The following is a 25,864-nucleotide window of genomic DNA, read 5'->3' on the forward strand; positions in this document are numbered from 1 at the left end:
CTTATTTACTACTTGATGAAGTGGTGCTGCTTTGTGAAAAGTCATAGTGCAAGCCGCCCATCGGATAGAAATTTATAGTAAAGTAGATACCACTTTTCTTAGTTGAGGCTGAGCCATTTGTCGTTGTTGTCGGCTCGACATCGTGTTGATAAATTAGCCCGTAGTTCCAGCACTTTCTTTGATGAAGCACACCAACTCTCCAGCTCTTTGTGTAGCTTCTCTCAACGTCGTATTGCCAGCCGCCAATTAGGCTATATTGATGAGGGAGCTTCACGCCTGCACTGCTTGTAAAGTAGCTATCTTTTGTTGCGCTGTTTTTAGCAAGGCTATCGCTCTTTTTCATCGTATGGAGCATATTTATCCAAAATAGATCGTGCGTATAGTAAAGTCCGTTTTGCACCTTTTTAAGCTCTCTGTCTTTGTGTGAATACTCTAGCTTGTTATAAAGGCTAAAATTCTCAAACGGATATAGGTAGATGGCATTTTTTAAATTTGAATACTCATCATCTTTTGTGTAGTAACCTTGTGAGATGCTGTGTTTTACGACTTTTCTGCCACTGCCGTTAAAGAAATACTGCGTCAAATAGCCAGAAACTTCCTCTTTGCTCTGATCTTGAGCTAAGAAATTTTCATACTCATTTAGATCTTTATCGTAGATAAACTCGTCGTCTAAATTTCCTTTTCTATAGCCCGGCAGCAAGTACTCAGCACCAAAATTTAAAGTGTGATAAAAGCTCTCATACGCCTTTGCAAGGTCTGTGTGAAGAGCAAATTTATGGTAGTTATTTACAAAATTTGCGTGTTTATCTTCTCTTTTGTCATCAAATGAATTTATCTTGTTTTCGTAGTTTATCCTTGAAGCGTAAAGATACTCGTAAAATGAAAATGTTAAGCTATCATCAAACAGTGGCACATGCACTGAAGCTGGGAGTGTAAATTCATACTGAGTCGCTCTAACGCCTATCTTTCTATCATATCTGTGCGATTGAAGATCGATTGAATATAAGATGTTTGGCAAGACTATGTCGTCTGTAAATTTATGATACTGAAGCGATGGAAGCTCTTGAAGCGTATCTTTGTTTTCGTTCTTTGAGCCGATCTTTTCGGTATCTATGTAGTATTTCGCATAGGCGCCAAAGTAGTGATCGTCATTTGCTATGAAGTAGTTAAATTTAGAGGTCACAAGTGAGTCGTAGTCGTCGTCCCTGCCCTTTAAATTTAGATAGTCTATGTCATTTAGCTTGGTTGCATCTATCCACATACCCTCTTGCAGATCAGCCTCACTAAGGTATTTTATGAGCTTATCTCTTTCATATTTTAGACCGACACCTTTATGGGTTTTGTTTTTTAGCTCAGCTCTGTTTGAAGTCTCGCCTTTTTGCTTGGCTCGGTAGCTATTTTTATCAGTAAATGAACCAAAGCTGATCTCACCTCTTGAATCAGGCGAATCAGTAAATCTAAAAGCGCCGTAAATTCCAGCGCCTCTGTTTGTTCTTATCTGCGGATCAAACTCCAAATCCCACTCATTATAAGGCGCAAAATATACTGGCTGCTTATAGTAAAAACCCTCTGACTTGCCGTATCCAAGCTCTGGTGGCAAAAGACCTGTCCTTCTTGTGGTATCAGTTGAGAAGCCAAAATATGGCAAGTAAAAGACTGGCACATTTGCTATGCGAAAGACTGGGTTAAAAAGGTGCAAAAATTTACTCTGTTTGTTTAGCATTGCTGAGCTTGAAGTGATGCTCCAGTCAGGATCTTGGACATTACAGCTTGAAACCATAGCCTTTCTTACTCTGTAGTACTCGCTATCAGAGCTGCTCTCGTCACTTCTCATCCACACTTCCATGTCTTTGTTCATCATAAAGAGTGACTCAAAGGCAGCGTTGTTGTTTTTTAAATTTAGCTTGGCGTAGTTTGAGCGAGAGACCTCGTCTTTACCTTTCATCATATTGACATTGCCAAAGAGCTCGATGACGGAGTTATTTTGATCATAGACAGCGCAATCAGCTGTCACAAGATACTCTTGCGAATATACAACGACGTTTTTATTTGCCGTTACGATGCCCTTATCTTGCTTCACGTCATCAGCTAATAGCTGCACATCTTGCACTGCTGCACTTAAACTAAAAACACAAACCGGAATTAAAAATAAAATTTTACGCATTTATCACCACTGTTTTTGCTATTTTGTCTTGCCACGTCTGCCTTGCAGGGTTTGAAAGTGCCCATGCAAAGCCAAGATAAAAACAAGCTTCACTAACTATCCTAAAGATTGCCCTAACAAGACTTTGAGTTAAATTTGGCTTATCTAAAATTTCTACATTTATACACATCGTCTTTGTTATCATCTGCCCAGGGCTTGCACCATAATACCAAACAAAAAATGTGTGATAGATGACTTTTAAAGCGACCACTTGCCAAAATAAATTTAATACTAAATTTCTAGCATCATCATAGTTAGTGCTAGTAGAAAGTGACTCCCAATAGATGATCATAAAAAGACACGAAACTATGATCTCATCGATAGAAAACGCCATGATCCTTTTAGCAAAAGGGGCAAGTGAAATTTCTTCGTTTTGAAGCTTCTCTTCTATCTGCATACTCATTTTAGAGCCTGCCACGCGATATCTTTTCTATAGTGTGCTCCGTCAAATTTGACATTTTCGCAAAGCTCATAGGCCTTATCACGTGCCTCTTTTATGCTCTTTGCAGTCGCCACGCAGACTAGCACTCTGCCGCCATCTGCGTAAATTTCATCACCCTCTTTGCTAACACCTGCATAAGCTATATGGGCGTCTTTTATCTCATTTAAAACTGAAATTTTAGCCCTTGGGCTGCTTTTATAAGGATAGTTTTTGCTAGACATTACGATACCAACAGCAAATTCATCTTTTAAGCTGATAGGCTTTAGCTCGCCTTTTGCAGCATTTAGTAAAATTTCACTCAAATTTCCGTCGATCAATGGCATCAAGACCTCGCACTCAGGATCGCCAAATCTCACGTTAAACTCAAGCACATAAGGCTCATTTTTCACGATCATCAGCCCCACAAAAAGCACTCCACAAAACGGACTGCCCTCGTTTTTCATCCCTTTTAACGTAGGTTTTACCACCTCTTCTTCGACCCTTTTTATAAGCTCTTTTGAAGCAAGCGGACTTGGAGCATAAGCGCCCATGCCGCCAGTATTTGGACCCTCGTCGTTATCAAGTAGGCGTTTATGATCTTGCGCCACTGGCAAGCTTACAAAATTTTCGCCGTCACAAATGGCAAAAAAGCTTAACTCAAAGCCGTCTAAGAACTCTTCAACCACCACAAATTTGCCAGCATCACCAAAGCTAGCCCCGCTTAGCATGTCGCTAACTGCCTCTTTGGCTTCTTCTTTAGAATTTGCGATGATCACGCCTTTTCCAGCGCAAAGCCCATCAGCCTTTACGACCATCGGAGCGCTTAGGGTATCAATAAATTTAAATGCTTTTTCTTTATCATCTGTGTTTAAATATTTTGCAGTTTTTATATTATTTCTAGCTAAAAAGTCCTTCATATAGGCCTTGCTAGCTTCAAGTCTGGCTGCTGCTTTGCTTGGTCCAAAGATGAGCAAACCCTCTTTTTTAAATATATCCACTACGCCTTCGCTAAGTGGCGCTTCAGGTCCCACGATAGTTAGCTCGATATTATTTTTTTTAGCGAATTCAGCTAGTTCATGAAAGTCTTTTATGTTTAAATTCTCACCAAGGCGTGAGGTCGCACCATTTCCGGGCGCAAAGTATAAATTTATATTTTTTTCGCTTTTTAGTTTTAGAGCAATGGCGTATTCGCGGCCGCCACTTCCTATTATGAGAATGTTCATATTATCTCCGTAAATTTAAAAACCCAAGTGGGCGTCGCATAGAAGAGTGGCCCATAAACAAAGCCAATCTTGCAAATAGATGGATACCAAAAGGTTGCAACTTCTCGCTGTTTAAGGCTCAAACGAAGCCACATCGCAAGGCACCCATACCTTTTCGCTAACAAAAAAGTGTTGGACCCCGTAAAATGCTGACTCGCTTCACTCAGGCAATAAAATTATATAAATTCTTTGCTTAAAGTAACGTTTTGGCAAGTGCGATACAAGCGTTTATATCTTGACTTTGACTAACAAGTGGCGTGCTAAATTTTAGCTCTTTTGCAGTGACCTTTCCGATGCTTATCGTCTGATAGCTCTCGTCCCAGCCAAAATTAGTTAGAAAATTTCTCACATTTATCGGAGACGCAAATATCAAAATGCTATCTTTTGGCGGTTTTAGCTCCATTTTGCAAGGGTTTAAGACATTTTCATAAGCAATGACTGCTTTTATATTTACGCCGCCATCTTGCAAAATTTCTAAGAAATTTGAAGCGCTATCTTTGCCCTTTAGATAAAGCACCTTTTTGCCTTTTAAAAGTGGTAAAATTTCTCTTGCAAAGTCATCTCCATGAGCATTTTGCCCAGTGTAAATTTCACTAAAACCAAACTCTCTTGCAGCCGCTGCGCAACTATTTGCGATAGCAAAAACTGGCAAATTTATAGGCGAAATGCCATTAAATTTTAAAGCTTTAAAGGCATTTTTAGAGGTTGCTAAAAGCGCGTCATATTCGCTTAAATTTATTTCAAATTTCAAAAACTCGATCTTACTAACGCTTAAATTTATAACGCTCTCATCAGCCGTTTTTGTGTTTGAGACAAGATAAATTTTACGCAACTCTTTTTAGCCCTAAAAATGAGATAAAAGCAAGTACGCTGCAAGTTAAAATGGCTATTGACGTCGAGTAAAAAATGTCACCAAGACCAACTAGCGGAGAGATGACGCCGCCTAAGAAAAATGGGCAAAATCCAAGCACTGCCGAGGCTGAGCCAGCATACTCCCTGCCCTCGTTCATCGCAAGTGATGAGGCCGTTGGTAAGATAAAGCCAGTAAAGAGCAAAAGCAAGAAAAATGCGATGATAACGCCGATCACTTCAAATTTAGTGCAAAGCATGAGTGCAACAAAAATGCTAGCAAACAAGGTGCCAAAAAGCCCAGTTTTTAGCGCTTTGCGTTCATTTATTAGGCTTGCAAGCCTAGCACCTATGACGATGCCTAGACCATTTGCCGCAAAACAAAAGCTGTAGCTTACTGGGCTTAGCAAGTAAAAATCCTGAAATATAAAAGAAGATGCCGCGATATAGGCAAACATCGCGCCCATAGTAAATGTCTGGATCGCGATAAAGAGCATAAATTTCTTTTTTCTTAAAATTTTGCCAAAGACGCCGTAAGTCTGAAGCAAAGGAACTTTTAGGCGATCTCTCTGGTTTAGGCTCTCTTTGAAGTAAAAATTTGCGATAAATAGCACAATGCCAATGATAGTTAGTGCCATAAAGATGCCGCGCCAGTCGGTAAATTTAAGCAACAAGCTGCCACCTATTGGCGAAAGTATCGGAGCAAGGCCATTTACAACCATCATAAGGCTAAAGAATTTTGTCATCTCGTGACCCTTATAAAGGTCGCTCACGACGGCTCTTGAGATGACAAGACTGCCCGCACTTGCAAGCCCTTGAATTACACGCATAAAGATAAAAAACTGGATATTTTGCGCAAAAAATATAAAAATCGTGCTTACCGTATAGACGATGAGCGAGATGGTAAGTGGCGTTTTTCGGCCAAATTTATCGCTGATTGGGCCAATTATTAGCTGACCGATCGCAAGGCCTGCCATCGATGTGGTGATAGTTAGCTGCGTGGCTGAAACGCTTGTGCTAAACCACTCAGTTATGGCTGGAAGTGCTGGCAAGTAAAGGTCTGTGACAAATGGTCCAAAGGCTGAGAGCACGCCTAAAAATATCAGTAAAAATAGTTTGGAATTTTCTTTTCTCATCGCTCTTCTTTTTTAAAAACGATTATATTATGACTTTGCTTTTTGGGTTATTAAGGGTAAATTTAATGTGATTTATAAAAGAGAAAAGCCCTAAAATAGGGCTTATTTTACATTTTGTCTTTTGTGACGATAAGTAGCATTTTGAATTTATCTTTCACTTTTAGTCCGTGTGGGATCTTGCCTGGAAGCACGATGCTATCGCCCTTTACTAGATGAAAGCTCTCATCAGCTATTTTCAAATCAAGCTCGCCATCAAGTGCGATAAGTAGCGCGTCGCCTGGTGCTGCGTGGGTCGAGAGCTCTTGGTCTTTGTCAAAACTAAGCAGCGACATCGAGCCATTTTCGTTTTTGACAAGCGTCTTGCTAACTATCTTGCCACTCTCGTAGCTAACGGCACCTGCGAGGCTAAAAACGCTCGCTTTGTCTAAATGATCTATCATAACATTCTCCTTAAAATCTATTAGTAAATATTTTGTTTTCTTTGTAAATTTGAGCTTTCGCCAGGTTTTTGCCTCGATAAGGCAGGCTTCGTCGTGTCCAAGCTTCATTTGCTTTTTGCCGTATTCAAGCTGCGCTTCGCCGTCAATGACGAATGCAAGGCTGTCTATAAAAAGCATCTCGTGATCGAGCTCCTCGCCCTCGTCAAATGCGTATATATCGATGCTTGCGTTTTTGTTTTGAAAGAGCCTTTTGCTAACGACGCTTTTTTCAACTATCTTTGTGTCTTTATCGAGATTATAAATTTGACTCATTTTTTATCCTTTTTTGCGAAGGATTATAATGCAAGTTTTGATAACAGTTCTTAACATATGTTAAGGAATTTGACTATTTTAGTCCTTTTTTTAACTTTCTTATCAAAAACCTAGCAGGATGAAGCTCAAAAAATAGCGATCTTTCTATGCAAAGTGGGCGTGCAAGCACAAGATCCATTATCAAATTTGCTCCAAGTATCGCTGTGCCAAGGCCACGTGATCCGTGAGCAAAATTTACAAAGACATTTTTTTCGTAGCTTGCTTTTGGATTGTTATCTTTATTTTTACTCCAAAATAGCCCTTTGTAGTTTTGCTTGTAAAACTCCTCGTCATGCAAGGCGCCGATTATTGGAAATCTATCTCCGCTATAACTTCTATATCCCACACGTGAGCCGATGATGGTGGCTTTTGTGGCATCAAAAAACTCACTCACATCGCTTAAATTTTTAGCATTATCCTCATCTTTAGGCGTGTCGCAAATTTCATTTCTAGCGTAGGTTGCGCCGATGACTTGCACCCCTTTGACGGCTGGGCAGATGTAGCCTTTTGCGCTTAGTGGCAGAGTGTTTTTTAGCACTGGTTTTAGGTGCGTGACTTGACCTCTGACGCTGCTTATTTGCATGTCATAGTCTTTAAAAATTTCACTACTTTTACTGCCTGTGCAAAAAACCAAGATATCAGCCTCCAAGCTTTTTTTATTTTTAAATTTAACACTTATCTTGCCATTTTTCAGGTGCGTCCTACTCTCGTACTCGTGGTTAAATAAAATTTCAAAGTTACTTGATAGAAATTTACAAATTTCTCTTGGTCTAGCATAAGCCGCATTTTTTATAAATATCCCAGGATATGGCTTTAAGCTCTCATCAAATTTAAAAACATCCTCCGCATTTTGATCCTGCCACGATGCGTATCTTTTAACAAGCTCATCATCAAATACATAGTCGATGCAGCCATTAAATTTGATGAGACTTTTTGGCAAATTTGCCTTGTAAAATCTCACTGCTTGCAAAAACGCATTTATGTGCATGCGGCCTAAATTTACCCCGGGCTTCGTAACTAGTGGCATCAAGGCGCCGCAGTGATTACCTGAGCCATTTGTCGCGACCTCACTCTTTGCCTCGGCGATCACCACTTTAAAGCCATTTTTGGCTAGCTCTCCAGCGGTGGCAAGTCCAGCCACTCCTGCTCCTATAACAAGCGCTGTTTTGCCTTTTACGCTGGCAACTGGCTCGCACCTAGCAAACCAAGCGTCCTTTAAATTTTCATCCTTTTTCTCTAGCACGGCGCTGCTCATCTGGCGTTTTCTAGCGTAGCCCTCTTTTAGGCTCAGTAAAAAGCCAGCATTTTTTAGCCCATCTTTTACCATTTTTGCGCACGAGTAGGTTCTAACTATGGTGCCAACCCTGCTTAGCCTTGCGATCTGTTTAAAGACATCCTCGCTCCAGATCGAGCCATTTTTACTTGGGGCAAAGCCGTCTAAAAACCAGATATCAGCGCTAAAATCAAGCTCAGGCAAAATTTGATCTGCCTCGCCGTAGCAAAGATCAAGGGTGATATTTGGCGCGAAATTTATGCGGTGTATGCCAGAAATTAGCGGCGGATAGAGCGAAACTAGCTTTTTAGCATAGGCTTTAAAAATGCCTAAATTTTCATAAATTTTTAAAAGATCTTCTTTTTTAATAGGGCTTTTTTCAATACTAACGAAGTGAAGTTTTTTGGAGCTATTTTTAAATTTCTTGCAAAGTGTGAAGAAATTTAGCCCAGCGCCAAAGCCAGTCTCGGCGACTTTAAAGCTATCTTTGCTCTGCCAAATTTCATCAAGTGCGCTCGCAAAGACAAATTCGCTCTCAAGCCAGGGCTTGTCGGTGTTAAAGTAGATATCACCAAACTCTTCGTTAAATGGAATTTGCCCTTTAAAGCTTAAATTTGCATTTTTCATCTATTTTTTGCAAAATATCCATCTATGCCGTTTGCGATGCCGTTTGCAAGGGCTTTTTGATAGGCCTCGTCAAAGAGTTTTTCGCCCTCGACTGGATGCGTGATGTAGCCGATCTCGACTAGAACTGCTGGCATAAGAGCGCCCACAAGCACCCAAAATGGCGCCTCTCTCACGCTGCCGTCGCTGGCTGCATAGACCTTTCTAGCGCTTGCTAAAATGTCCTTTTGGATGTCGATACCAAGCTTGTTTGAAGCGATGATCTTCTCGCGGTTTAGCACGTTTAAAAACGTCTGTTGCGAAAAGTAGTTCATCTCTTCGATGTCTGATTTATTTTCAAGTGCGGCTGCGTTTTTACTGCGCTCGCTTCTTGCAGGCGATAAGAAAAATGTCTCGATGCCGTGCATACTCTTTGCTTTTGTAGCGTTTGGAGCGGCGTTTGCGTGGATGGAGACAAAGAGGTCAGCCATCTTGTCGTTTGCAAATTTTGTTCTTGATCTTAAATTTATAAAAACGTCAGTTGATCTGGTGAAATAGACCTTGTAACCACGAGATTTTAGTATCTCACCAAGCTTTTTGGCTACACCTAAAACGGCTGTTTTTTCTTGCAGTTTGCCATCTACCGCGCCTGGGTCTGTGCCGCCATGCCCTGGGTCGATGACGATCGTTTTGTTGCGTGAAAATTTACCCGCCGCAACTGGAGGCAAAGGCTCTTCTACTGGCTCGCTTTGTGCTGGCTCAGACTTTAAATTTGGCTCTACTGCGCTTTGTGCTGGCTTTTCATTTTTATTTTTAAGCTTATGAAGTGGCGCTCTTACGTTTTCGTTTGAGATGAAATTTTGAGCGCTTATTATTAGCAAGTCCCCAGTTGCATTTGCCTTTATCGTCTTTTGCACCTTGTCAGAAAAAATGATCCTAACGGTGTTTTTATCATACTGCGAGATGTGGATGTAGTCTGAGATGAAATTTTTATAAGTTAGTGGGTTGCCATTTAGCCTGCCATCAATATCCATGATGTTTTTGTAGGCGTTTTGCTGTTTGGCAAATGATGTTTTTAGCCTTGCGGTATCTAGCTTTGTGTTAAATTTAAGCACCAAGGTGTCATTTACCTTTGTCGCACTTAGTAGCGTTAAAGCTGGCGAAACCGCTGGCATGCTAGCACCTTTTACGCCATTTATCGAATTTAGATCTCTTATATATGCGCTTGAGTCAAAGCCAAGCGCCTTTGAGCTTGTTATTAGCCTTGATAGCGCTTGTTTTTTCGTGTTTTTATCGTTTTTAATGATCGCATCGACATAGATATTTTTTATATCGTTGTGAAGCTTGATCTTCGCGCTTCTGTTTAGAGCCATAAAATTTCTATCGAAATTGGCAAAAGTCTGCGAATTTGTCGTCGCAAAAAGAAAACTAAATGCTAAAAAAAGAGATATTAAAACCCGTTTCATTCACCATGTACCAGCTTATGCATTAGCTCTTTTACGCTTATTAGCTCTTTTAGTTTGTAGCCATTTGCCCCTGTGAAAAATAGCCCACTCTCTTTTTTGCCGCTATATGCGTCAAATAGCCTATCTGCGATGCAATATCCTACCTGCTTTGCCTCTTTGCCTCTTTGGCAAGGGCTCACGCAGTTGCTTATGCACTGGATCTTTGGACCCATTCTTTTATCGACTAAATTTATCAAATTTGTTCTTATTCCGCGAGCTGGATAGCCAACTGGGCTCTTTATAAGCTCGATGTCTTTCTCTTCAGCTGCAAGCAAGACCTCTTTAAAGCCGATGTCTGCGTCACACTCGTGAGTGCCGATGAAGCGTGTGCCCATCTGAACGCCGTCTGCACCTAGTGATATCGCCTTTTCGATATCGTTTTTATCCCAAATTCCACCAGCTGCGATGAGCGGAAAGTCGCCCCACTCTTTGATCTCAGCTTTTACTTGCGGGATGAGGTTAAATAGCGAAAACTCAGGGTCTAAGCACTGCTCGTATGTAAAGCCTTGATGTCCGCCACTTAGCGGTCCTTCAAGCACGACAGCATCAGGCAAGCGCTCATATCTTTGTAGCCAGCGCTTACAGATGATCTTTAGTGCTTTTGCGCTCGAGACGATCGGCACAAGTGCTATCTCTTTAAAATTTTGTGTAAATTCTGGTAAATTTGTAGGCAAACCTGCACCAGAGACTATGATGTTTATACCAGCCTCGCAGGCGTCTTTAACCACCCTTGCGTAGTCGTTTGCAGCATACATGATATTTACGCCAAGTGGCAAGTCACCACAAATTTTACGTGCATTTTCTATGACAGCTCGAAGGCCTCTTGTAGAGTAGAAATTTTCACTTCCAAAAGGCTTTGCATTCAGCTCTTTATCTATAAATTTGCGGTTTTCATAGTAGCCTGTGCCAACTGAGCTAATTATGCCAAGACCGCCTTCTAAGCTAACATTGCCAGCTAGTTTGTCCCAGCTGATGCCAAGCCCCATACCGCCTTGAAATATCGGGTATTTTATCTCGTATTTACCTATTTTTAATGGCTTTAACTCCATTTATTCAACCTTTATCTTTGCAAATTTACGCTTTCCAACCTGCAAGATATACTCGCCTGCTCCTAATTTTAACTGCTCATCACTAATTTTTTCTTGATTGATGCTAACTGCGTTTGCTTTTATATCTCGCCTTGCTTGAGAATTTGACTCACTTAACCCGCACTGAGATAAGGCTTCAACTATCCAAATCGGTGCCTTTAAGCTAAATTCTTTCATATCTGTTGGGAGCTGATTTTGAGAGTGCACGCTGTTAAATTCAGCCATAGCAGCCTTTGCCGCCTCCTCGCCGTGATACCTCGCTGTTATCTCATAAGCAAGATCCTCTTTTGCCTTTTTTGGATGATATTTGCCACTATTTACGTCATTCATCAGCTCTTCTATCTCGCCAAGATTTTTTGTACTTAGTAGCTCATACCAGCGCCACATAAGCTCGTCGCTTATACTAAGCGTTTTTGCAAACATATCATTTGCATTTTCAGTAACGCCTATGTAGTTGCCAAGGCTCTTGCTCATCTTATTTACGCCATCAAGCCCCTCAAGAAGTGGCATCATGATGACGGCTTGCTCTTTGCCGATATTATATGTTCGCTGCAAAGTTCTGCCCATTAGAAGGTTAAATTTCTGATCCGTACCGCCCATTTCGATGTCGCACTTCATAGCAACGCTATCATATCCTTGAAGAAGCGGATACATAAACTCAGAGATTGATATAGGATTGCCCGCTTTTATCCTCTTTTCAAAGTCATCTCGCTCTAGCATCCTAGCTACTGAAAATGTGCTAGTTAGCTCAATTATCCCAGCAGCTCCTAGCTCATTTGACCATTTTGAGTTAAACATTATCACAGTTTTTTTAGGATCTAAAATTTTAAAAACTTGCTCTTCATAGGTTTTGGCATTTTTTAAAACGGTCTCTTGATCTAGCTTTTTTCTAGTGGCTGACTTGCCTGTTGGATCGCCTATTTGAGCGGTAAAATCGCCTATCAAAAACTGCACGATCGCGCCATGTTTTTGAAGCAAAGCCATCTTGTTTAAAACGACTGTGTGACCTAGATGAAGGTCTGGAGCTGTTGGGTCAAAGCCTGCTTTTACGTAGAAATTTTCGCCTTTTTCATAATAATTTTTAACTAAATTTTCAACTCTCTCAGCATCGATCATCTCAGCAACGCCGCGGTTTATCTCTTGTAAAATATCATCTATATCTTGAACCATTTTTCTCTCCTAATTATGATATGGGTCGCTTTGCGAAACAAAATCAATAATCTTATATCTATCTTTGATCTTCTCTTTGATCTCGTTTGCATCGATGTTTTCTGCTATTTCGACGCTTATTTCAAACGTATCTCCGCTAAGATCATTTGCTTCGTTTAGCGAGATTGTAGCTAAATTTATATCAAGTCTAGCAAGATATGTTAAAAATTCAGCCAACGCACCTTTTCTGTTTTCTAAATTTAATAAAATTTTATACCTATGTGGGGCATTTCTCGTCCATTTGACAAAGATGATCTCATCGCCTTTATCCATGAGCTTGCCAGCGCGCTCGCAAAGCTTGTGATGCACTGTCACGGTGTGGCCATTTTTAAAGCCGACTATGCTATCGCCCCTTTTTGGATTGCAGCAATAATCAAACTCGACATTTGAAATTTTGTGGTTTGAGTAGATCACTATGTTTTCAAATTTTTGCTTTTTGATCTGGTACTTGTCGCCCAAAGAGATCATAAATGGGCGCTCTTTTCTGATGTATTTTTTAAGCATATTTGCCACTTCTTGCAGATACTCGCTATCAGTTGCCGCACGAAAGACCTTTTTGCCTAAATTTTCACTCTCTATCCACTCTAAAATTCTATCTTTTGAGACGTTAAATACTGATTTTAAGATATCTATCGCCATTTTGTAGTTTATATCTCTTATCTTTTGCTTACAAAATAACCTTATCGTCGCCTTTGCCTTGCCTGTTCGCACGCTATTTATCCACGAACAGCGAAATTTAGCCTCTTCGCCAGTTACTATCCTAACGATGTCGCCATTTTTTAGCTCCGTTAGAAGCGGCATCCTAACGCGGTTTATATAAGCTTCTTTTGCGTAAAGTCCGATCTCTGAGTGAATCTCATAAGCATAATCAAGCGCCGTAGCACCACGTGGCAATGTAAAGACCTCTCCCTTTGGAGAATAAACTGCGATATCTTCGATATAAAGGCTATCTTTTGCGTATTCATAGAGCTCTTCAACGTTGCCCTCGTTCTCGCTATTTTGCATGCTTATGTCATTTAGCCAGTCAAGCTTTGGATTTAAGAGGCTGCCCTCGCCGTTTTTATATTTCCAGTGGGCAGCGACGCCGTATTCAGCGGTTTTATGCATATCATAAGTGCGAACTTGCGCCTCAAATATGCTTTTGTTATCAAAAATGGTTGTGTGTATCGTTTGATAGCCATTTTGCTTTGGAAGCGCGATATAGTCTTTAAATCTTGAGATGAGAGGGTTAAAATTTATATGCAAATTTCCAAGTGCAAGGTAGCAATCAAGCGGCTTTTGCACGATGATCCTAATGGCAAGCAAGTCAAGCACCTCTTCGATAGAAATGCCCTTTCTTTGCATCTTTAGATAGATCGAGTAGTAGTGTTTTATGCGTTTTTGTATCTCAAAAGTGCCCTCGATAAAGCCATTTTCAAGCAAAATTTGACTTACCTTTTCGTGAAAAGCATTTAGCTTTAGGCTAAGCTGCTGCTTGTTTTTGTTTAGGTAGCTATCGATCTTTGCGTATTCTTCTGGCATCGCGTATTTAAAGCTTAGATCTTCAAGCATGTTTTTAATCGATGAAATTCCCAGCCTATGAGCGATCGGAGCATAGACCATAAGCGTCTCTTCAGCTATACGTTTTTGCTTTTCAGGCCTTAGCGCTTCAAGCGTTAGCATGTTGTGAAGTCTGTCGCAAAGCTTTACGACAAGAACTCTGACGTCTTCTATGGAGATTAAGAGCATCTTTCTAAAAGTTAGCGCCGAGCTTGCTAGTTTTTCGTTGCTATCTGAGCTTGCAAGCTTATTTTCTCTAATGGCAACTATCTTTGTAAGCCCTTCAACTAGCTTTGCCACCTCATCGCCAAATTCAGCCTGAAGCTCACCTAACGTTACGTCAGTATCTTCGACCACGTCATGAAGGAGTGCAGCTATGACCATGCTCTCATCGCCGCCCATATTTGCTACGATAGAGGCTACTAAGATGGGATGGATTGCGTATGGTTCGCCACTTTTGCGGTATTGTCCAGCGTGAGATGTGACGCAGCTGTCGATAGCTTTGTCTAAAATTTCACTTCTTTCACAAAGAGAAAAGAGCAGTTTTATCGCTTCTGAAACGTTTTTACAAGCTAAAATTTGCTCGATTAACTGCTCTAAAAAAAGACTATTTTCCTTCAACTATTGCCTCTAAGCCTATTTTGCCCTCAGCCACTTCAAGTAGTGCGATGTCAGCAAATTTCATCTTTGAAGTATCAGCATTAACTAAAGCTATCGCGCCATTTGCTAGCGCTTCTGCACGCTTTGCAACGATAAGTGAAAGCTTATATCTGTCATCTCCTACTTGTTTTAGCGCTCTTGCTGTGATTTGTTCTGTTCTCATTTTTATCCTTTTTGAAATTTATTTTACAACTGAGTATAGGGCTGCTTCTTCTTCATTTATTATTTTTAATAAATTTCCAGCCTTAAACATATTACAAACTAAGATCGGCAGTGCGTTGTCCTTTGCTAAAGCTATGGCAGTGTCGTCCATAACCTTGATGTCATCGCTCATCGCCTTTTCGTAGTTTAGTGATTTTAGAAGTTTTGCATCTTTGAATTTTTTAGGATCTTTGTCATAAACGCCATCAACTTTTGTCGCTTTTATGATCATATCTGAGCCGATCTCGATAGCTCTTAGCGTGGCTGCTGTATCTGTTGTGAAAAATGGATTGCCCGTGCCTGCAGCAAAGATAACAACTCTGCCCTTTTCCAAATGGCGCTGCGCACGTCCCACGATGAAAGTCTCGCAGATCGCCTCCATCTTGATCGCGCTTTGCACTCTTACTTCAAGTCCGCTTCTCTCCAAAGCTTCACGCATCGCGATCGAGTTGATAACAGTTGCTAGCATGCCCATGTGATCGCCACTTGTTCGCTTGATGATACCATCTTTTGCAGCGCTCACACCACGCACTATGTTACCACCACCTATGACGATGCCAACTTCGATCTCATTGTCGATGAGTTCTTTTATCTCGCTTGCTATAAATTTAAGCACAGCTGTGTCTATACCAAAACCATTTTCTCCAGCCAAGGCCTCGCCTGAAAATTTGACCAATACGCGTTTTCTCTTACTCATTGTCATGCTCCTTGAAATTCACGCATTTTAGCCAAAAAGGCTTTAAATTTAGCTAATAACGCTTACAAAGTGACTATTTTGAGATCATTTCAAGCGGGTCGATATGGTAGTTTCTTTGCGTTACTTCAAAGGTTAGATCGTTTCTAACTCGGCCTATGACGTAGCCTTTTTGCACGACTGAGCCGACCTTTACAGTTGGCGCGATCTGGCTTAGGTGAGCGTAGATCGTGTGGATGCCGTTTTCGTTTTCTATGATGACGACATTTTCAAGCATAGGTGTCGCTTTAGCAAAGACCACCTTGCCATTTAGCACGCTTTTTACCTTCGCATCTGGGGTGCTTGAGCGAAGCACGACTGACTCGTTAAAAATTTTGATGTTATATATCGGATCTACGTAATTGCCAAATTTTTGCTTTACAGAGTAGCTATCAAGTGGAGCGATCGTCCTTGCGCCTGAATATCTCTTAACTGAGCTTGTTTGATAGCCTCCACCCATTGGCTGGCTCTTTGACCCTTTTTTGTCACCTTTGCTAGCCGCTCTTTCTTGCTTTTCTCTGGCTGCACGTGCGGCTTCATCCTCTTGCTTTTGCATGATAGCAAGCTGTTCTAGTGTCTTTCTTAGCTCATCTTGTTGGGCTTGAAGCTTGGCTAACTTTTTGCTGTAAATTTCTTTATCACGCTTTAGTCCGCTTATTGTATTTTTCTGCGTGCTCTCTAGGCTTTGTAGATCACTTTGCTTACGTCTATAGTTTTTTATGCTTGAGTTTATCTCATTTATCTTGCTTGATTTGTTTTTTATCTTTTCTATCGTATCTTCGTAGTTCTGGCTAAGCCTTTTAAAGTCCTCTTTTGCTATGGCGTTTAGCTTGGTTAAAATTTGCGACGAGATGATGCTCTCTTCGCTTTGTTTGCCATCGCTTGCTGACATCATAAGATCAAATGATAAATCTTCTGCGATGATCCTTATCATATTTTGCTCTAGCTCTTTTTGGGTGCGCTCTAGCTCTTTGTTTTGCTTTGTTAGATCATCAAGCTCAAGAAGCGCTTTTGAAGCATTTGTCTCAAGAACTGAAATTTGACCCTTTAAATTTGTGATATCGCCACTTATGCCACGAAGTTTTTTCTCGCCAGTTACGATATCACCAGCCAAGTCATCAAGCTTTTTACTAAGCTGCTCACTCATCACCTGGCTCGATCTTAGCGAGTTTTTAGAGTCTTTTATCTTCTCTTTAGTATTTGATGCAAAAGCTAGACTAAAAGCTAGCAAAAATGTAAAAATTCCTTTTTTCATATCGTGCTTTTTCTAGCCTTACTCATCACTAAACTAACAGCAAAAATGCTTAAAACCACAGCCACGCCAAAAAGGATAAATATATCTCTTGAAAGATCAAGGCTAGGCAAGACTACATCGATGCTTGCGGCATTTTCTCTAAAAATTTCAAAATTTGGCAAGAAAAAGAAAAAAGCACCAACAACAATGGTCGCAACTATGCTATCAACCATGGCTGATTTATATAGCATGGCTGATTTTAACCAAAATGGTGCGCCAAAAAGCGTCATGATCTCGATGCGCTCTCTATGTTCAAATAGCCAAATTTTAGTCTGTTTAAGCATAAGCATAAGCCCTACAACACAAAGTATCGCCATAAATGCATACGATATACTTTTGGCTAAATTTAACATCTTAAAGACCTTATCATGGGTCTTTGAAAATGTCTCAACCTTGCTTATACCATCAAATTTCAAAAGCTTTTGCTTTATCTCCTCCATATACTCTGGCGATGGAAATTCACTTAGTCTTAGCGAGTAAAATTTAGGCAAGGCATTTTGCAGGATGGATAAATTTTTAGCCGAGATATCGTTTGATAGGCGATCTATTATCTTTTGCGGGCTTAGTGGCTCTACACTTGCTAGCGTGCTAATCACTGGCTTTAGCACTGGCTCGCTTAGCTCTTTGTTTGAGACCACCACGATGTTGTAGTCATTTCCCATAAGTCTCTCATACTCTCTTACGATCTTGTCCGCTGTAAGGCTAAACTGCACTGAAAATAAAAGCGCGATTAGCGGCAGGATAAATCCAAGGTGGTTTTTAAGCGATCTCATGCACGCCTCCATTTTCTATGACGAAGTGGCGGTATGGGATGCGAAGCGTTGATGGGATGTGATGCGTCACCACGACTACGCTTGTGCCTAGAAATTCTCTGGCTGATTTTAGAAGCGACCAGATGACGTCGCTTGAGTATTCGTCTAAATTTCCCGTTGGCTCGTCGCATAAGAGCAAATTTGGATTGTGCGCGAGCGCTCTTGCCATGGCGACTCTTTGCTGCTCGCCGCCGCTTAGCTCGCGAGGATATTTATCGGCCTTGTGAAGCATATTTACGTGCTTTAAAAGTTTAGCCACCTGCTTTTTGCTCACATTTTGATTGACGCCTTTGATGATGAGTGGTAGCATGACGTTTTTTTCGACATTCCACTCATTTATCAAGCGGTAGTTTTGAAATATAATGCCAACTCGCTGCCTAAGCTCGCAAAGTCTTTTGTCATCGATATCGTCCATTTGCGTCATGCAGACATTTAGCTCACCTGCAAGTGGTGAAATTTCTCCGTAAAATGACTTTAAAAGCGTGCTTTTTCCGCTTCCGCTCTTGCCTGTGATAAAGACAAAGTCATTTGCGTAGATGTCTAAATTTACGCTATTGATCACAACCTCGTTGCGCTCATAAGCTAGGCTTAAATTTCTTGCACTAATTATCTCTTGCATCAGCCAAATACTCCTTCAAAAGCTCGTGTGCTGCTAAATTTTCACGAATTAAGATCGGTTTTTTTATAAAATATTCGCTTTTCTCATCGCTTATTTTGATAAAACACTGCTCTGGTTTGTTAAACGCTCCAAAGGCGACTTTTAGCAAAATTTCACCCTCATTTATGGTGTAAATTTCCTCAAAATGTAAAAAATGATCCCCTTTTTTTATGATGAAATTTTTAAAATTTTTAATGATATTTTTTACACTTGTCTTTTCTTTAAAGCTAAAATCCCCAGCCAAAACGCTCTCGTTACTTTTAACCTCACAAGTATAAATGACGTCGTAGATATCCTTATCTTGGCGTCTCCAGCGGTCTTCATACTTGCTAGTTACCTCTAAATTTCTATTTTTAAAAGCTTCGATTTTTGAGTTTGTGGGCTCTAAAAATTTACTCAAACTAAAGTCGCAATACTCCTTGCTATCAGTCCGTAGCTCAAATTTACCACCCACTTTTAGTATCCTCTCACACTCAAGTGCAAACGCCGATGAGACCACGCGTCTATGCTCAGCCTTATCCCACGGCACTGGAAAGTGTAAAAACACTCTATCAACTAAATTTGATCCGACAAGCGAGAGTAATAGCCTTGCGTCGGTGTTTATCAGACGCACGTTTTCTATGGCACTTGCCCTAGCTAGCTTTGCTACTTGCTCGATGCTTGGTTTATAGACCTCTATGCCGATAACTAGGGCATTTGGGTTGTTTTTAGCCTGATAGAGCAAGTGCCTGCCAGAGCCAAAGCCTATCTCGATAAATATCTCTTCAAATTTATCCTTTAGCTCGCAAAATGCTGGCACAAACTCTTCAAGACTTAAAATTTCACTCACTTTTTTGGTTAAATTTGTATTTTTCACGGCAAATGCTTGGCTGATGATGCCGTTGCAATTTTGCTCTTTAAAAAGCTCCAGGGCTTCTTGCAAAAGGCCAACTTTAGCTGGCTTTGTAAGCTTTTCTCCCTTTACGACGACGCCATTTTTGCCAGGCTTTACAACTAGAAAAAAGCTCTCTTCTTCATTTTTTGTGTAGATGAGCCTCTCGTTTCGGCCATTTGCTTGCCAAAGAAATTTGATCTTATCGTTACCAAATGGAAACGAGAGCTCTTTTAAGGACGAAGCGATGAAATTTGGCATTATTTTATGCTAACTTCTGCTTTTGATGACTTATCAGAGGCGATGCCGTACTCATCAACTGCTACGACGCTGTAAGAGTAGCTAGCTCCTTTTTGGACGCTGTCATCTCTAAGCCCAGTATCACTTATACCGCTAAAGACTTTCTCGCTAGCACCACTTCGATAAACTGTGTATGAGCTAGCTCTATCAACTGCGTTCCAGCTTACATTTACGCCGCTGCCATCGTAGCTAGCGCTTATGCTTGGAGTTTTTGGTGCGCCAAGTGTGCTACCAACGATCGGCTCTTCTTGCTTCAAGCTCTCAAGACCGTCTTTATCGACCGCTGTCACTCTATAGTACCTTGTCGCTGCGTTTGTATTTATGAGGTCCTCATAGGTGTTGCTAGTCGTTTTTGCTAGATATGTGTAAGGCAAAAATTTACTAGTCGTTCTATAAACCTTAAAGTACGAAAAGTCCTCAGCTGGCGCATAATCCCACGTTAAAATGATCTTTTTTGGTGCATTTTTGGTCGCTTGGACGTTTGTTACTGATTTAGGGTAACTCCTTTGTTGTGGCGCTTATGTTTTGGCTTGGTTTTGAGATGACGCCAGAAGAAGTTTTAACTAATATCCTATACTCATAAGACCTGCCAGGTTTTACCTCAGTATCGATGTACTCGGCGTTTAGTCTGCCATTTACCTCTGCGATCTGGCTAAATTTATTAGCTCCTGCATCGCTTCTTTGGATGATATAGCTAGCTACTGTGCTATCAGGATGTGGTCTCCAGATCACTTTTACACGGCCTGGAAGCCCTGTGATAGCTTGCGCAAATGGCACAGAGTCAAGCAGTGGCTTAGTTGTCGCAGTTGCGATCGCACCTGGTTGAGAGATGGCGTTGCTTGAGTAGGTTCTCATTTGGTATGAGTAAGTTGTCTCTGGAGCTAGGTCGCGATCCACATAGTGCGTAGCAAAGCGGTCTTTTATGTTTGCAACTAGTTGCATTTTTGAGTTTGCATCGTTTGGATTTGAGCGGTAAAGGTAGTAGCCAACGACGCTCTCGTCGCTCACTGGGTTCCACTCAAAGCCAACTTCTGTCATATCTGAAATGGTTTTTAAGCTTGTAATAGTTGGTAGTGACGTGCTTTGCTGAGTCGGTACGCTAGAGCCGCATCCCGCTAAGAAAGCTACTAAAAATGGTGTCAATATGCGTAGGGCAAATTTTTTCATCAAAAATCTCCTTGGGAATTTTTTTGTAAATTATTTGGTTAAAGTCATCATACGTTTTTGCGGTAAATTCTACCCTTTTGCCAGTTCGCGGATGGATAAAATAGAGCATATAAGCGTGAAGCATAACCCTGCTTATTTTATCGCCTTGGCTCTTAAATCCGTATAAATCATCGCCTAAAATGTGGCGATTTATGCTAGCAAGATGCACTCTTATCTGGTGCGTCCTACCTGTAAAAAGCTTTGCCGCTATCAAATTTACTCCGCCTTCGCTTAGCAAATTTACAAAGGCACTTTTTGCAAATTTAGCGTCCGCGACGATCGCTTTTTTTAGGCGGTTGTTTGGATTTCTGCCGATTGGCTTGTCGATGATGATGTCCTCTTTTAGGGGCAAGTCGGTGAGCGCTAGATAGATCCTCCCCATGCTCTTATCGCTTAGCTGTTCGCTAAGTTTGGCGTGGGCGAAGTTATTTTTAGCAACAACGATAGCGCCGCTCGTGCCCTTATCTAGGCGGTGGACGATGCCAGCTCTTACGTCGCCGTTTAAATTTGAGAGCATAAAGCCCTTTTTGTTTAGCCACTCAACTAACGTCGCCTCTTTGACGCTTGGGGCTTGGTGGACGACGATTTGTGGGGGTTTATTAAGCACTATGAGATCGTCGTCTTCGTAGATGATAGGGATCTCAAAATTTACTTCGTACTCGTTTTGCACCTCTTTTTTTGGGGCAAAATTTACGCAAATTTCATCGTTTTCATTTAACAAAAAGCTTGGTTTCGAGACTGGTTTTAAATTTACGCTTACAAGAGAGTCTTTTATCAAATTTAAAGCTTGATTGCGTGAAATTTGAAGCTCTTTGGCCACTGCAACGTCGAGTCTAGAGCTATTTGAAACATTAAATTTAACCAAAATCAAAGCCTTGTTTGTGATATAATCTAGCCCAAAAATTAAGGTTTGCTTCTTGATAAAACTAGATCGGCGTATTTTAACACATTTTGATTTTATTCAGCCGTTTTTAATCATCCCAATCATAGCCATCTCATACATCCTAGTCTCCGAAGCAAACGACATTTTGGCAAACAAACAACTTGTATATTTTGGCATCGGATTTGTCTCATTTTGCATCGCATTTTTACTGCCTATTAGACGCATTGACTGGATCATTCCGATGTTTTACTGGGTTTGCATCGTGCTACTTCTAAGCGTTGATATCTTTGGTGTTAGCAAGCTTGGAGCAAGACGCTGGCTGGAAATTCCCTTCGTTCACTTCACACTTCAGCCCTCAGAGCTCATGAAGCCAGCCTTTTTGCTGATGCTAGCCTATCTAGTTAAGCAGCGCCCTCCAGAGGCCGATGGATACGGGCTAAAAGACTTTTTAAGGCTTAGTTTTTACATACTTTTGCCTTTTGCTCTTATAATGAAAGAGCCTGATCTTGGCACCGCGCTCATACTTTTGATAGTTGGCTACACCATCCTTTTTGTAATCGGCGTAAATAAGAAAATTTGGATATGTATCATCCTTGCCATAGGCTTTTTGGCGCCAGTTTTGTATGAAAATTTGCATGATTATCAAAAAAAGAGGATCCACGACTTCATCGCCGAAGAGCCAAGCTATCACGTAAAGCAAAGCATCATCGCCATAGGTAGCGGCGGGCTAAAAGGCAAGCCAAAGGACGAGGCTACGCAGACGCACTTTAAATTTTTGCCAATCGCCACAAGCGACTTCATCTTTGCTTATAATATCGAGCGTTTTGGATTTTATGGCGCGCTACTTTTGCTGGGGCTTTATGGAGCGCTTATAACGCATCTTCTTAGCCTAAACTACGGGCTTAAGAATGATTATTTCACGCAGGTGACCGCCACTGGCATAGCCGCACTCATCTTTGTTTATGTGGGGGTAAATGTCTCGATGACGATCGGTTTTGCGCCGGTTGTGGGCGTGCCGCTGCCGTTTTTTAGCTACGGCGGAAGCAGCTTTGTCACCTTCATGGTACTTTTTGGGATACTGCAAAATCTGCTAACGTTTAGGTTTGATCAGACCTACCGCTTGGTGAAATTTAAATTTTAAGCTCATGCGTTTTTAATTAACAACAATCGCAGCAAATTTTAAAATTTCATGAACGAGTAATTTTGGCTCTAAAATTTGAGCTAAGCTGTAAGCGAAGCCAAATTTTAGTAGTCAATTCCTAGGGGTGAATGAAATTTTAAAATGTGTGAAAATATAAAAAATTCATTTGTGATACTTTGTATTCAAAGGGAGACAAGGGGGCTTGAATTACGCTCTGCTTGCAATTGCTAGCCTGAGAAGCAAAGAAGCTCCTCCCCCCCCCCTTTTTTTTTTTAACAATTCCCTGTCTGCTTTGCAGTTACGAGACAAAGTCGAAGTAAAGCCCGACAACGTTAGAGGTGCATGCTTCAGTGCTAAAGCACTACATGCGTTTGCATATCGGTGAGCGTTAGACAAATTTTAAAATTTCATGAACGAGTAATTTCGGCTCTAAAATTTGAGCTAAACGGTAAGTGAAGCCAAATTTTAGTAGTCAATTCTTGCGAGTGAATGAGGTTTTAAATTTGTAAAGCAATCTAATTAAATTTAAATGTTTGCTTCTTTGTTAAGGGGGAAGAGGCTTAAATTACGACGTCGCTCCCTTCCCCCTTAACAATCCCCTAACCCCGACAACGTTAGAGGGGCATACAATCGTGCTGACGCACTGCATGCGTTTGTGTATCGGCAAGCGCCAGACAAATTTTAAAAATTTCATGAACGAGTAATTTCGGATCTAAAATTTGAGATAAGCTGTAAGCGAAGCCAAATTTTAATAGTCAACTCTTGTGAGTGAATGAGGTTTTAAATTTTGTCAAAACTACTAAAATTTATCTATTTCTCTCCCTTAAACAAAGAATCAAAATACTCATCAATATTAACGCCATCTTTTTTCATATCTTTTAGCCTTGCCCTTACGTCGGCGTCTTGCCAAAGAAGTGGTGGTAGCGCAAACATAACCTTATCAAGGCTAAATTTATTCACATCTTCGCGCCAGCCATCCCAGCGGTAAAGCTCGTAAAATTTGGATATATCCCCGCTTAGCGCCCAGTATAAAAACTGTGAGTAGCCAAGCTGCGTATCCTCCCATTTGCCGCTATCTGGTGCGTAGTAAAAGACGTTGCCAGCTTTACCTCCAAAGGCGCCGCCATTTACCGCGAAAAATCCGCCCAAAACATCGTCCGCTACAAGCAAATAGCTAGGCATCTGCCCTGCTTCGCTAAAGCTTTTGCCAAGGTTGAAGCTGTAAATTCCGCGCTTCATCTGCTCGCACCCTGAGCCAAGCACACGCAGCCAGCCGCCATCTATCGCTATGCCGCCGCACCCATAAACAAGCGCTCCCATCGGCGATCGAGTGGTGACCTGAAGCCCTAAAAGCTCGCTTTGCGCCCTACTCTCATCGCGAGGTAAAATTTCATAGTCGTTTTTAGCCTCTTTTAGCCACTCTTCGATCAGCGCCCAGCCTGGCTCATTTGTATCTATAAGCTCGTCTAAAGCTCTCATTTTCTGTCCTTTCGATAAATTTGGTGAAATTTAAAAGAAGAATTTGGCGAGTCGCCCCGCCAAAATTTATATCAGTAGATTATTTTGCGTCCCAAGCTAGGATCGTGTTGCCCTCGGCATCGGTAGCCACGTCGCCCATGCCCATGATGTTATAGCCACAATCTACGTAGTGAACCTCGCCTGTTACGCCGCTAGCTAGGTCGCTAAGCAGATACATAGCGCTGTTGCCGACGTCTTCAGTGGTGACGTTGCGTTTTAGCGGGCTATTTACTTCGTTGTAGCGTAAAATCATCCTAAAGTCGCCTATACCGCTTGCGGCAAGCGTTTTGATAGGGCCTGCACTGATCGCATTTACGCGGATGTTTCTCGCGCCAAGGTCGTGCGCCAGGTAGCGAACTGAGCTTTCAAGTGCCGCTTTGGCAACACCCATTACGTTGTAGTGTGGCACAAATTTTGGCCCGCCAAGATATGTAAGAGTAAGCACCGAGCCGCCCTCTTTTAGCACTGGAAGGACCGCGCGAGTAAGGCTTAGTAGCGAGTAAACGCTAGTGCCCATCGCTATATCAAATGCTTCTTTTGTGGTGTTTACAAACTCACCCTCAAGCGCTTCTTTTGGTGCGTAAGCCACAGCGTGCACGACAAAATCGATCTCGCCAATGTCTTTTTTGATCCTATCAGCAAGACCGTCTAGGTGAGCTTGGTTATTTACGTCAAGCTCGTAGACAAATTGGCTACCAAACTCCTCAGCGATCGGCTCTACGCGCTTTTGAAGAGCGTCATTTAGATATGTAAACGCCATCTGCGCACCTTGATCGTGACAAGCTTTTGCGATGCCGTAAGCTATTGATTTAGCATTAGCAACGCCTACGATCAGACCTTTTTTACCTTTTAGTATCATCATTTCTCCTTTTTATTTTGTTTGACTTTTAAGTGATTTTTAAATTTTAAACCAAATTTAATAGCGGCAGTATCGTGAGATGAATTTTAATGTTGTGTAGAAATTTTAGGTCAAGACTAGGCAAATAGCCTGTCGCAGACTTAAAATTTCGAACTCATTAAAAAGCACTCACGAGACAACGCGTATCAAATTTAAAAAATTATTCGCATCCCAGCTGGCTGTGCCTACTAAAACCCCATCACAGCTTTTTATACCTGCGATATCAGCGATATTTGCTGCATTGACGCTTCCGCCGTAAAGTAGTGGCACGTTTGCCTTTGTCTTTAAAAAACTTAGCACCTCATCTATCTGCTCTATGCTAGCGCTTTTGCCCGTTCCTATCGCCCAGATCGGCTCGTAGGCGATGACTAAATTTTTATAATCTAGATCGATATTTTCAAGCTGGCGGCTTAGAAATTCTTTGGTCGCTCCGCTTTCATTTGTGCTTAAATTTTCGCCGATGCAGTAGATGATATTCCAGCCATTTTTTGCGGCAAAGTCAAATTTCGCTCGCAAAAACTCCTCGCTTTCGTTTAAAATTTCACGCCTCTCAGAGTGGCCGATCAGCACATCTTTGATCTCAAATTCATCAAGCATCGCCTTGCCGATCTCGCCAGTAAATGCCCCACTCTCGCATGGGTAGAAATTCTGCGCTCCAAGCCTAAAAAGATGCCTTTTTTCATCAAAGGCACTAGCCGGAGCAAAGACGCTCACGTCGTCGTTTGCGCTTAAATTTTCGTCTAAAATTTTCGCGTACTCTCTAAAGCTCTCTCTTGTGTGGTTGCACTTTAAATTCGCTAGAAATTTCAA

General features: G+C 41.4%; 24 protein-coding genes. 1 reads left to right on the top strand and 23 read right to left on the bottom strand.

The features are described 5' to 3' along the window. Position 1: 1 nt before the first annotated feature. The 20 genes from MTT29_RS04340 to MTT29_RS04435 all read right to left on the bottom strand — a co-directional run bounded on the left by MTT29_RS04340 (position 2) and on the right by MTT29_RS04435 (position 21,479). The gene (locus MTT29_RS04340) at positions 2-2,164 is read right to left on the bottom strand and encodes an LPS-assembly protein LptD (RefSeq protein WP_429799876.1); all 2,163 of its coding nucleotides are present in this window, start codon (positions 2,162-2,164) and stop codon (positions 2-4) included. Then, positions 2,157-2,606 (bottom strand): RDD family protein, encoded by a 450-nt coding sequence (locus tag MTT29_RS04345; RefSeq protein WP_429800456.1) that lies wholly within the window; start codon positions 2,604-2,606, stop codon positions 2,157-2,159. Before MTT29_RS04345 ends, MTT29_RS04340 begins: the two co-directional genes overlap by 8 nt. Next, positions 2,603-3,847 carry a phosphoribosylamine--glycine ligase gene (gene purD, locus MTT29_RS04350; RefSeq protein ID WP_429799877.1) on the bottom strand — a complete coding sequence of 415 codons (1,245 nt, stop codon included), beginning with the start codon at positions 3,845-3,847 and terminating at the stop codon, positions 2,603-2,605. The genes MTT29_RS04345 and purD overlap by 4 nt, the downstream gene beginning before the upstream one ends. Before the next feature lie 232 nt (positions 3,848-4,079). Then, positions 4,080-4,718, bottom strand: a complete 639-nt coding sequence (locus MTT29_RS04355) for a uroporphyrinogen-III synthase (RefSeq protein ID WP_429799878.1) — start codon at positions 4,716-4,718, stop codon at positions 4,080-4,082. Continuing rightward, positions 4,711-5,871 (bottom strand): multidrug effflux MFS transporter, encoded by a 1,161-nt coding sequence (locus MTT29_RS04360; RefSeq protein WP_429799879.1) that lies wholly within the window; start codon positions 5,869-5,871, stop codon positions 4,711-4,713. The genes MTT29_RS04355 and MTT29_RS04360 overlap by 8 nt, the downstream gene beginning before the upstream one ends. A gap of 107 nt (positions 5,872-5,978) precedes the next feature. Then, positions 5,979-6,623 carry a cupin domain-containing protein gene (locus tag MTT29_RS04365; RefSeq protein ID WP_429799880.1) on the bottom strand — a complete coding sequence of 215 codons (645 nt, stop codon included), beginning with the start codon at positions 6,621-6,623 and terminating at the stop codon, positions 5,979-5,981. Positions 6,624-6,696: 73 nt separating this feature from the next. Continuing rightward, a complete protein-coding gene (gene mnmC / locus MTT29_RS04370) occupies positions 6,697-8,562 on the bottom strand; it encodes a bifunctional tRNA (5-methylaminomethyl-2-thiouridine)(34)-methyltransferase MnmD/FAD-dependent 5-carboxymethylaminomethyl-2-thiouridine(34) oxidoreductase MnmC (protein ID WP_429799881.1) in 1,866 nt (621 codons plus the stop codon). Continuing rightward, a complete protein-coding gene (locus MTT29_RS04375; RefSeq protein WP_429799882.1) occupies positions 8,559-10,004 on the bottom strand; it encodes an N-acetylmuramoyl-L-alanine amidase family protein in 1,446 nt (481 codons plus the stop codon). The genes mnmC and MTT29_RS04375 overlap by 4 nt, the downstream gene beginning before the upstream one ends. After that, entirely contained in the window at positions 10,001-11,092 is a 1,092-nt protein-coding gene (locus tag MTT29_RS04380; protein WP_021092139.1) for a nitronate monooxygenase, read from the bottom strand. Before MTT29_RS04380 ends, MTT29_RS04375 begins: the two co-directional genes overlap by 4 nt. Continuing rightward, positions 11,093-12,301, bottom strand: coding sequence for a tyrosine--tRNA ligase (gene tyrS / locus MTT29_RS04385; protein ID WP_103637173.1), 1,209 nt, complete (start codon positions 12,299-12,301; stop codon positions 11,093-11,095). A 9-nt stretch (positions 12,302-12,310) separates the two neighbouring features. Continuing rightward, positions 12,311-14,500: a RelA/SpoT family protein gene (locus MTT29_RS04390; protein WP_429799883.1), complete on the bottom strand. Its 2,190-nt coding sequence runs from the start codon at positions 14,498-14,500 to the stop codon at positions 12,311-12,313. Continuing rightward, the gene (locus tag MTT29_RS04395) at positions 14,487-14,702 is read right to left on the bottom strand and encodes a DNA-directed RNA polymerase subunit omega (RefSeq protein WP_429799884.1); all 216 of its coding nucleotides are present in this window, start codon (positions 14,700-14,702) and stop codon (positions 14,487-14,489) included. The genes MTT29_RS04390 and MTT29_RS04395 overlap by 14 nt, the downstream gene beginning before the upstream one ends. An 18-nt stretch (positions 14,703-14,720) precedes the next feature. After that, the gene (pyrH, locus tag MTT29_RS04400; RefSeq protein WP_004317255.1) at positions 14,721-15,437 is read right to left on the bottom strand and encodes a UMP kinase; all 717 of its coding nucleotides are present in this window, start codon (positions 15,435-15,437) and stop codon (positions 14,721-14,723) included. A 73-nt stretch (positions 15,438-15,510) separates the two neighbouring features. Then, positions 15,511-16,728, bottom strand: a complete 1,218-nt coding sequence (locus MTT29_RS04405; protein WP_429799885.1) for a murein hydrolase activator EnvC family protein — start codon at positions 16,726-16,728, stop codon at positions 15,511-15,513. Then, entirely contained in the window at positions 16,725-17,540 is an 816-nt protein-coding gene (locus tag MTT29_RS04410; protein ID WP_103570181.1) for a cell division protein FtsX, read from the bottom strand. Before MTT29_RS04410 ends, MTT29_RS04405 begins: the two co-directional genes overlap by 4 nt. Further along, the gene (locus MTT29_RS04415) at positions 17,527-18,198 is read right to left on the bottom strand and encodes a cell division ATP-binding protein FtsE (protein ID WP_004317228.1); all 672 of its coding nucleotides are present in this window, start codon (positions 18,196-18,198) and stop codon (positions 17,527-17,529) included. The genes MTT29_RS04410 and MTT29_RS04415 overlap by 14 nt, the downstream gene beginning before the upstream one ends. Further along, the gene (gene trmB / locus MTT29_RS04420) at positions 18,182-19,369 is read right to left on the bottom strand and encodes a tRNA (guanosine(46)-N7)-methyltransferase TrmB (RefSeq protein ID WP_429799886.1); all 1,188 of its coding nucleotides are present in this window, start codon (positions 19,367-19,369) and stop codon (positions 18,182-18,184) included. Before trmB ends, MTT29_RS04415 begins: the two co-directional genes overlap by 17 nt. Then, the gene (locus MTT29_RS04425) at positions 19,369-19,782 is read right to left on the bottom strand and encodes a hypothetical protein (protein WP_087581575.1); all 414 of its coding nucleotides are present in this window, start codon (positions 19,780-19,782) and stop codon (positions 19,369-19,371) included. Before MTT29_RS04425 ends, trmB begins: the two co-directional genes overlap by 1 nt. 118 nt (positions 19,783-19,900) lie before the next feature. Beyond that, entirely contained in the window at positions 19,901-20,575 is a 675-nt protein-coding gene (locus MTT29_RS04430) for a fibronectin type III domain-containing protein (RefSeq protein WP_180997159.1), read from the bottom strand. Beyond that, positions 20,508-21,479 (bottom strand): RluA family pseudouridine synthase, encoded by a 972-nt coding sequence (locus tag MTT29_RS04435; RefSeq protein WP_429799887.1) that lies wholly within the window; start codon positions 21,477-21,479, stop codon positions 20,508-20,510. The genes MTT29_RS04430 and MTT29_RS04435 overlap by 68 nt, the downstream gene beginning before the upstream one ends. Before the next feature lie 52 nt (positions 21,480-21,531). Here MTT29_RS04435 and MTT29_RS04440 point away from each other — a divergent pair, with 52 nt between their 5' ends. After that, on the top strand, positions 21,532-22,638 hold the full coding sequence (locus MTT29_RS04440; protein WP_429799888.1) for an FtsW/RodA/SpoVE family cell cycle protein: 1,107 nt from the start codon (positions 21,532-21,534) through the stop codon (positions 22,636-22,638). 810 nt (positions 22,639-23,448) lie between these two features. On the opposite strand, the gene MTT29_RS04445 is transcribed toward MTT29_RS04440, so the two are convergent. The 3 genes from MTT29_RS04445 to MTT29_RS04455 all read right to left on the bottom strand — a co-directional run bounded on the left by MTT29_RS04445 (position 23,449) and on the right by MTT29_RS04455 (position 25,864). Continuing rightward, positions 23,449-24,117 (bottom strand): DUF2625 family protein, encoded by a 669-nt coding sequence (locus MTT29_RS04445; protein WP_429799889.1) that lies wholly within the window; start codon positions 24,115-24,117, stop codon positions 23,449-23,451. Between the two features lie 79 nt (positions 24,118-24,196). Next, positions 24,197-25,015, bottom strand: a complete 819-nt coding sequence (gene fabI / locus MTT29_RS04450; protein ID WP_429799890.1) for an enoyl-ACP reductase FabI — start codon at positions 25,013-25,015, stop codon at positions 24,197-24,199. A gap of 168 nt (positions 25,016-25,183) precedes the next feature. After that, positions 25,184-25,864 (bottom strand): triose-phosphate isomerase, encoded by a 681-nt coding sequence (locus tag MTT29_RS04455; RefSeq protein WP_429799891.1) that lies wholly within the window; start codon positions 25,862-25,864, stop codon positions 25,184-25,186.

This window comes from Campylobacter concisus (assembly GCF_050447485.1).
GTDB classification, from domain to species: Bacteria; Campylobacterota; Campylobacteria; order Campylobacterales; family Campylobacteraceae; genus Campylobacter_A; species Campylobacter_A concisus_BQ.

Coding starts and splice junctions, on each gene's coding strand:
- MTT29_RS04415 (WP_004317228.1), bottom strand. CDS start 18,198: ATGCAAGAGATAATTAGTGCAAGAAATTTAAGCCTAGCTTATGAGCGC.
- MTT29_RS04430 (WP_180997159.1), bottom strand. CDS start 20,575: ATGAAAAAATTTGCCCTACGCATATTGACACCATTTTTAGTAGCTTTC.
- mnmC (WP_429799881.1), bottom strand. CDS start 8,562: ATGAAAAATGCAAATTTAAGCTTTAAAGGGCAAATTCCATTTAACGAA.
- MTT29_RS04345 (WP_429800456.1), bottom strand. CDS start 2,606: ATGAGTATGCAGATAGAAGAGAAGCTTCAAAACGAAGAAATTTCACTT.
- fabI (WP_429799890.1), bottom strand. CDS start 25,015: ATGATACTAAAAGGTAAAAAAGGTCTGATCGTAGGCGTTGCTAATGCT.
- MTT29_RS04395 (WP_429799884.1), bottom strand. CDS start 14,702: ATGAGAACAGAACAAATCACAGCAAGAGCGCTAAAACAAGTAGGAGAT.
- MTT29_RS04445 (WP_429799889.1), bottom strand. CDS start 24,117: ATGAGAGCTTTAGACGAGCTTATAGATACAAATGAGCCAGGCTGGGCG.
- pyrH (WP_004317255.1), bottom strand. CDS start 15,437: ATGAGTAAGAGAAAACGCGTATTGGTCAAATTTTCAGGCGAGGCCTTG.
- MTT29_RS04375 (WP_429799882.1), bottom strand. CDS start 10,004: ATGAAACGGGTTTTAATATCTCTTTTTTTAGCATTTAGTTTTCTTTTT.
- MTT29_RS04360 (WP_429799879.1), bottom strand. CDS start 5,871: ATGAGAAAAGAAAATTCCAAACTATTTTTACTGATATTTTTAGGCGTG.
- MTT29_RS04340 (WP_429799876.1), bottom strand. CDS start 2,164: ATGCGTAAAATTTTATTTTTAATTCCGGTTTGTGTTTTTAGTTTAAGT.
- tyrS (WP_103637173.1), bottom strand. CDS start 12,301: ATGGTTCAAGATATAGATGATATTTTACAAGAGATAAACCGCGGCGTT.
- MTT29_RS04410 (WP_103570181.1), bottom strand. CDS start 17,540: ATGAGATCGCTTAAAAACCACCTTGGATTTATCCTGCCGCTAATCGCG.
- trmB (WP_429799886.1), bottom strand. CDS start 19,369: ATGCCAAATTTCATCGCTTCGTCCTTAAAAGAGCTCTCGTTTCCATTT.
- MTT29_RS04380 (WP_021092139.1), bottom strand. CDS start 11,092: ATGGAGTTAAAGCCATTAAAAATAGGTAAATACGAGATAAAATACCCG.
- purD (WP_429799877.1), bottom strand. CDS start 3,847: ATGAACATTCTCATAATAGGAAGTGGCGGCCGCGAATACGCCATTGCT.
- MTT29_RS04365 (WP_429799880.1), bottom strand. CDS start 6,623: ATGAGTCAAATTTATAATCTCGATAAAGACACAAAGATAGTTGAAAAA.
- MTT29_RS04405 (WP_429799885.1), bottom strand. CDS start 16,728: ATGAAAAAAGGAATTTTTACATTTTTGCTAGCTTTTAGTCTAGCTTTT.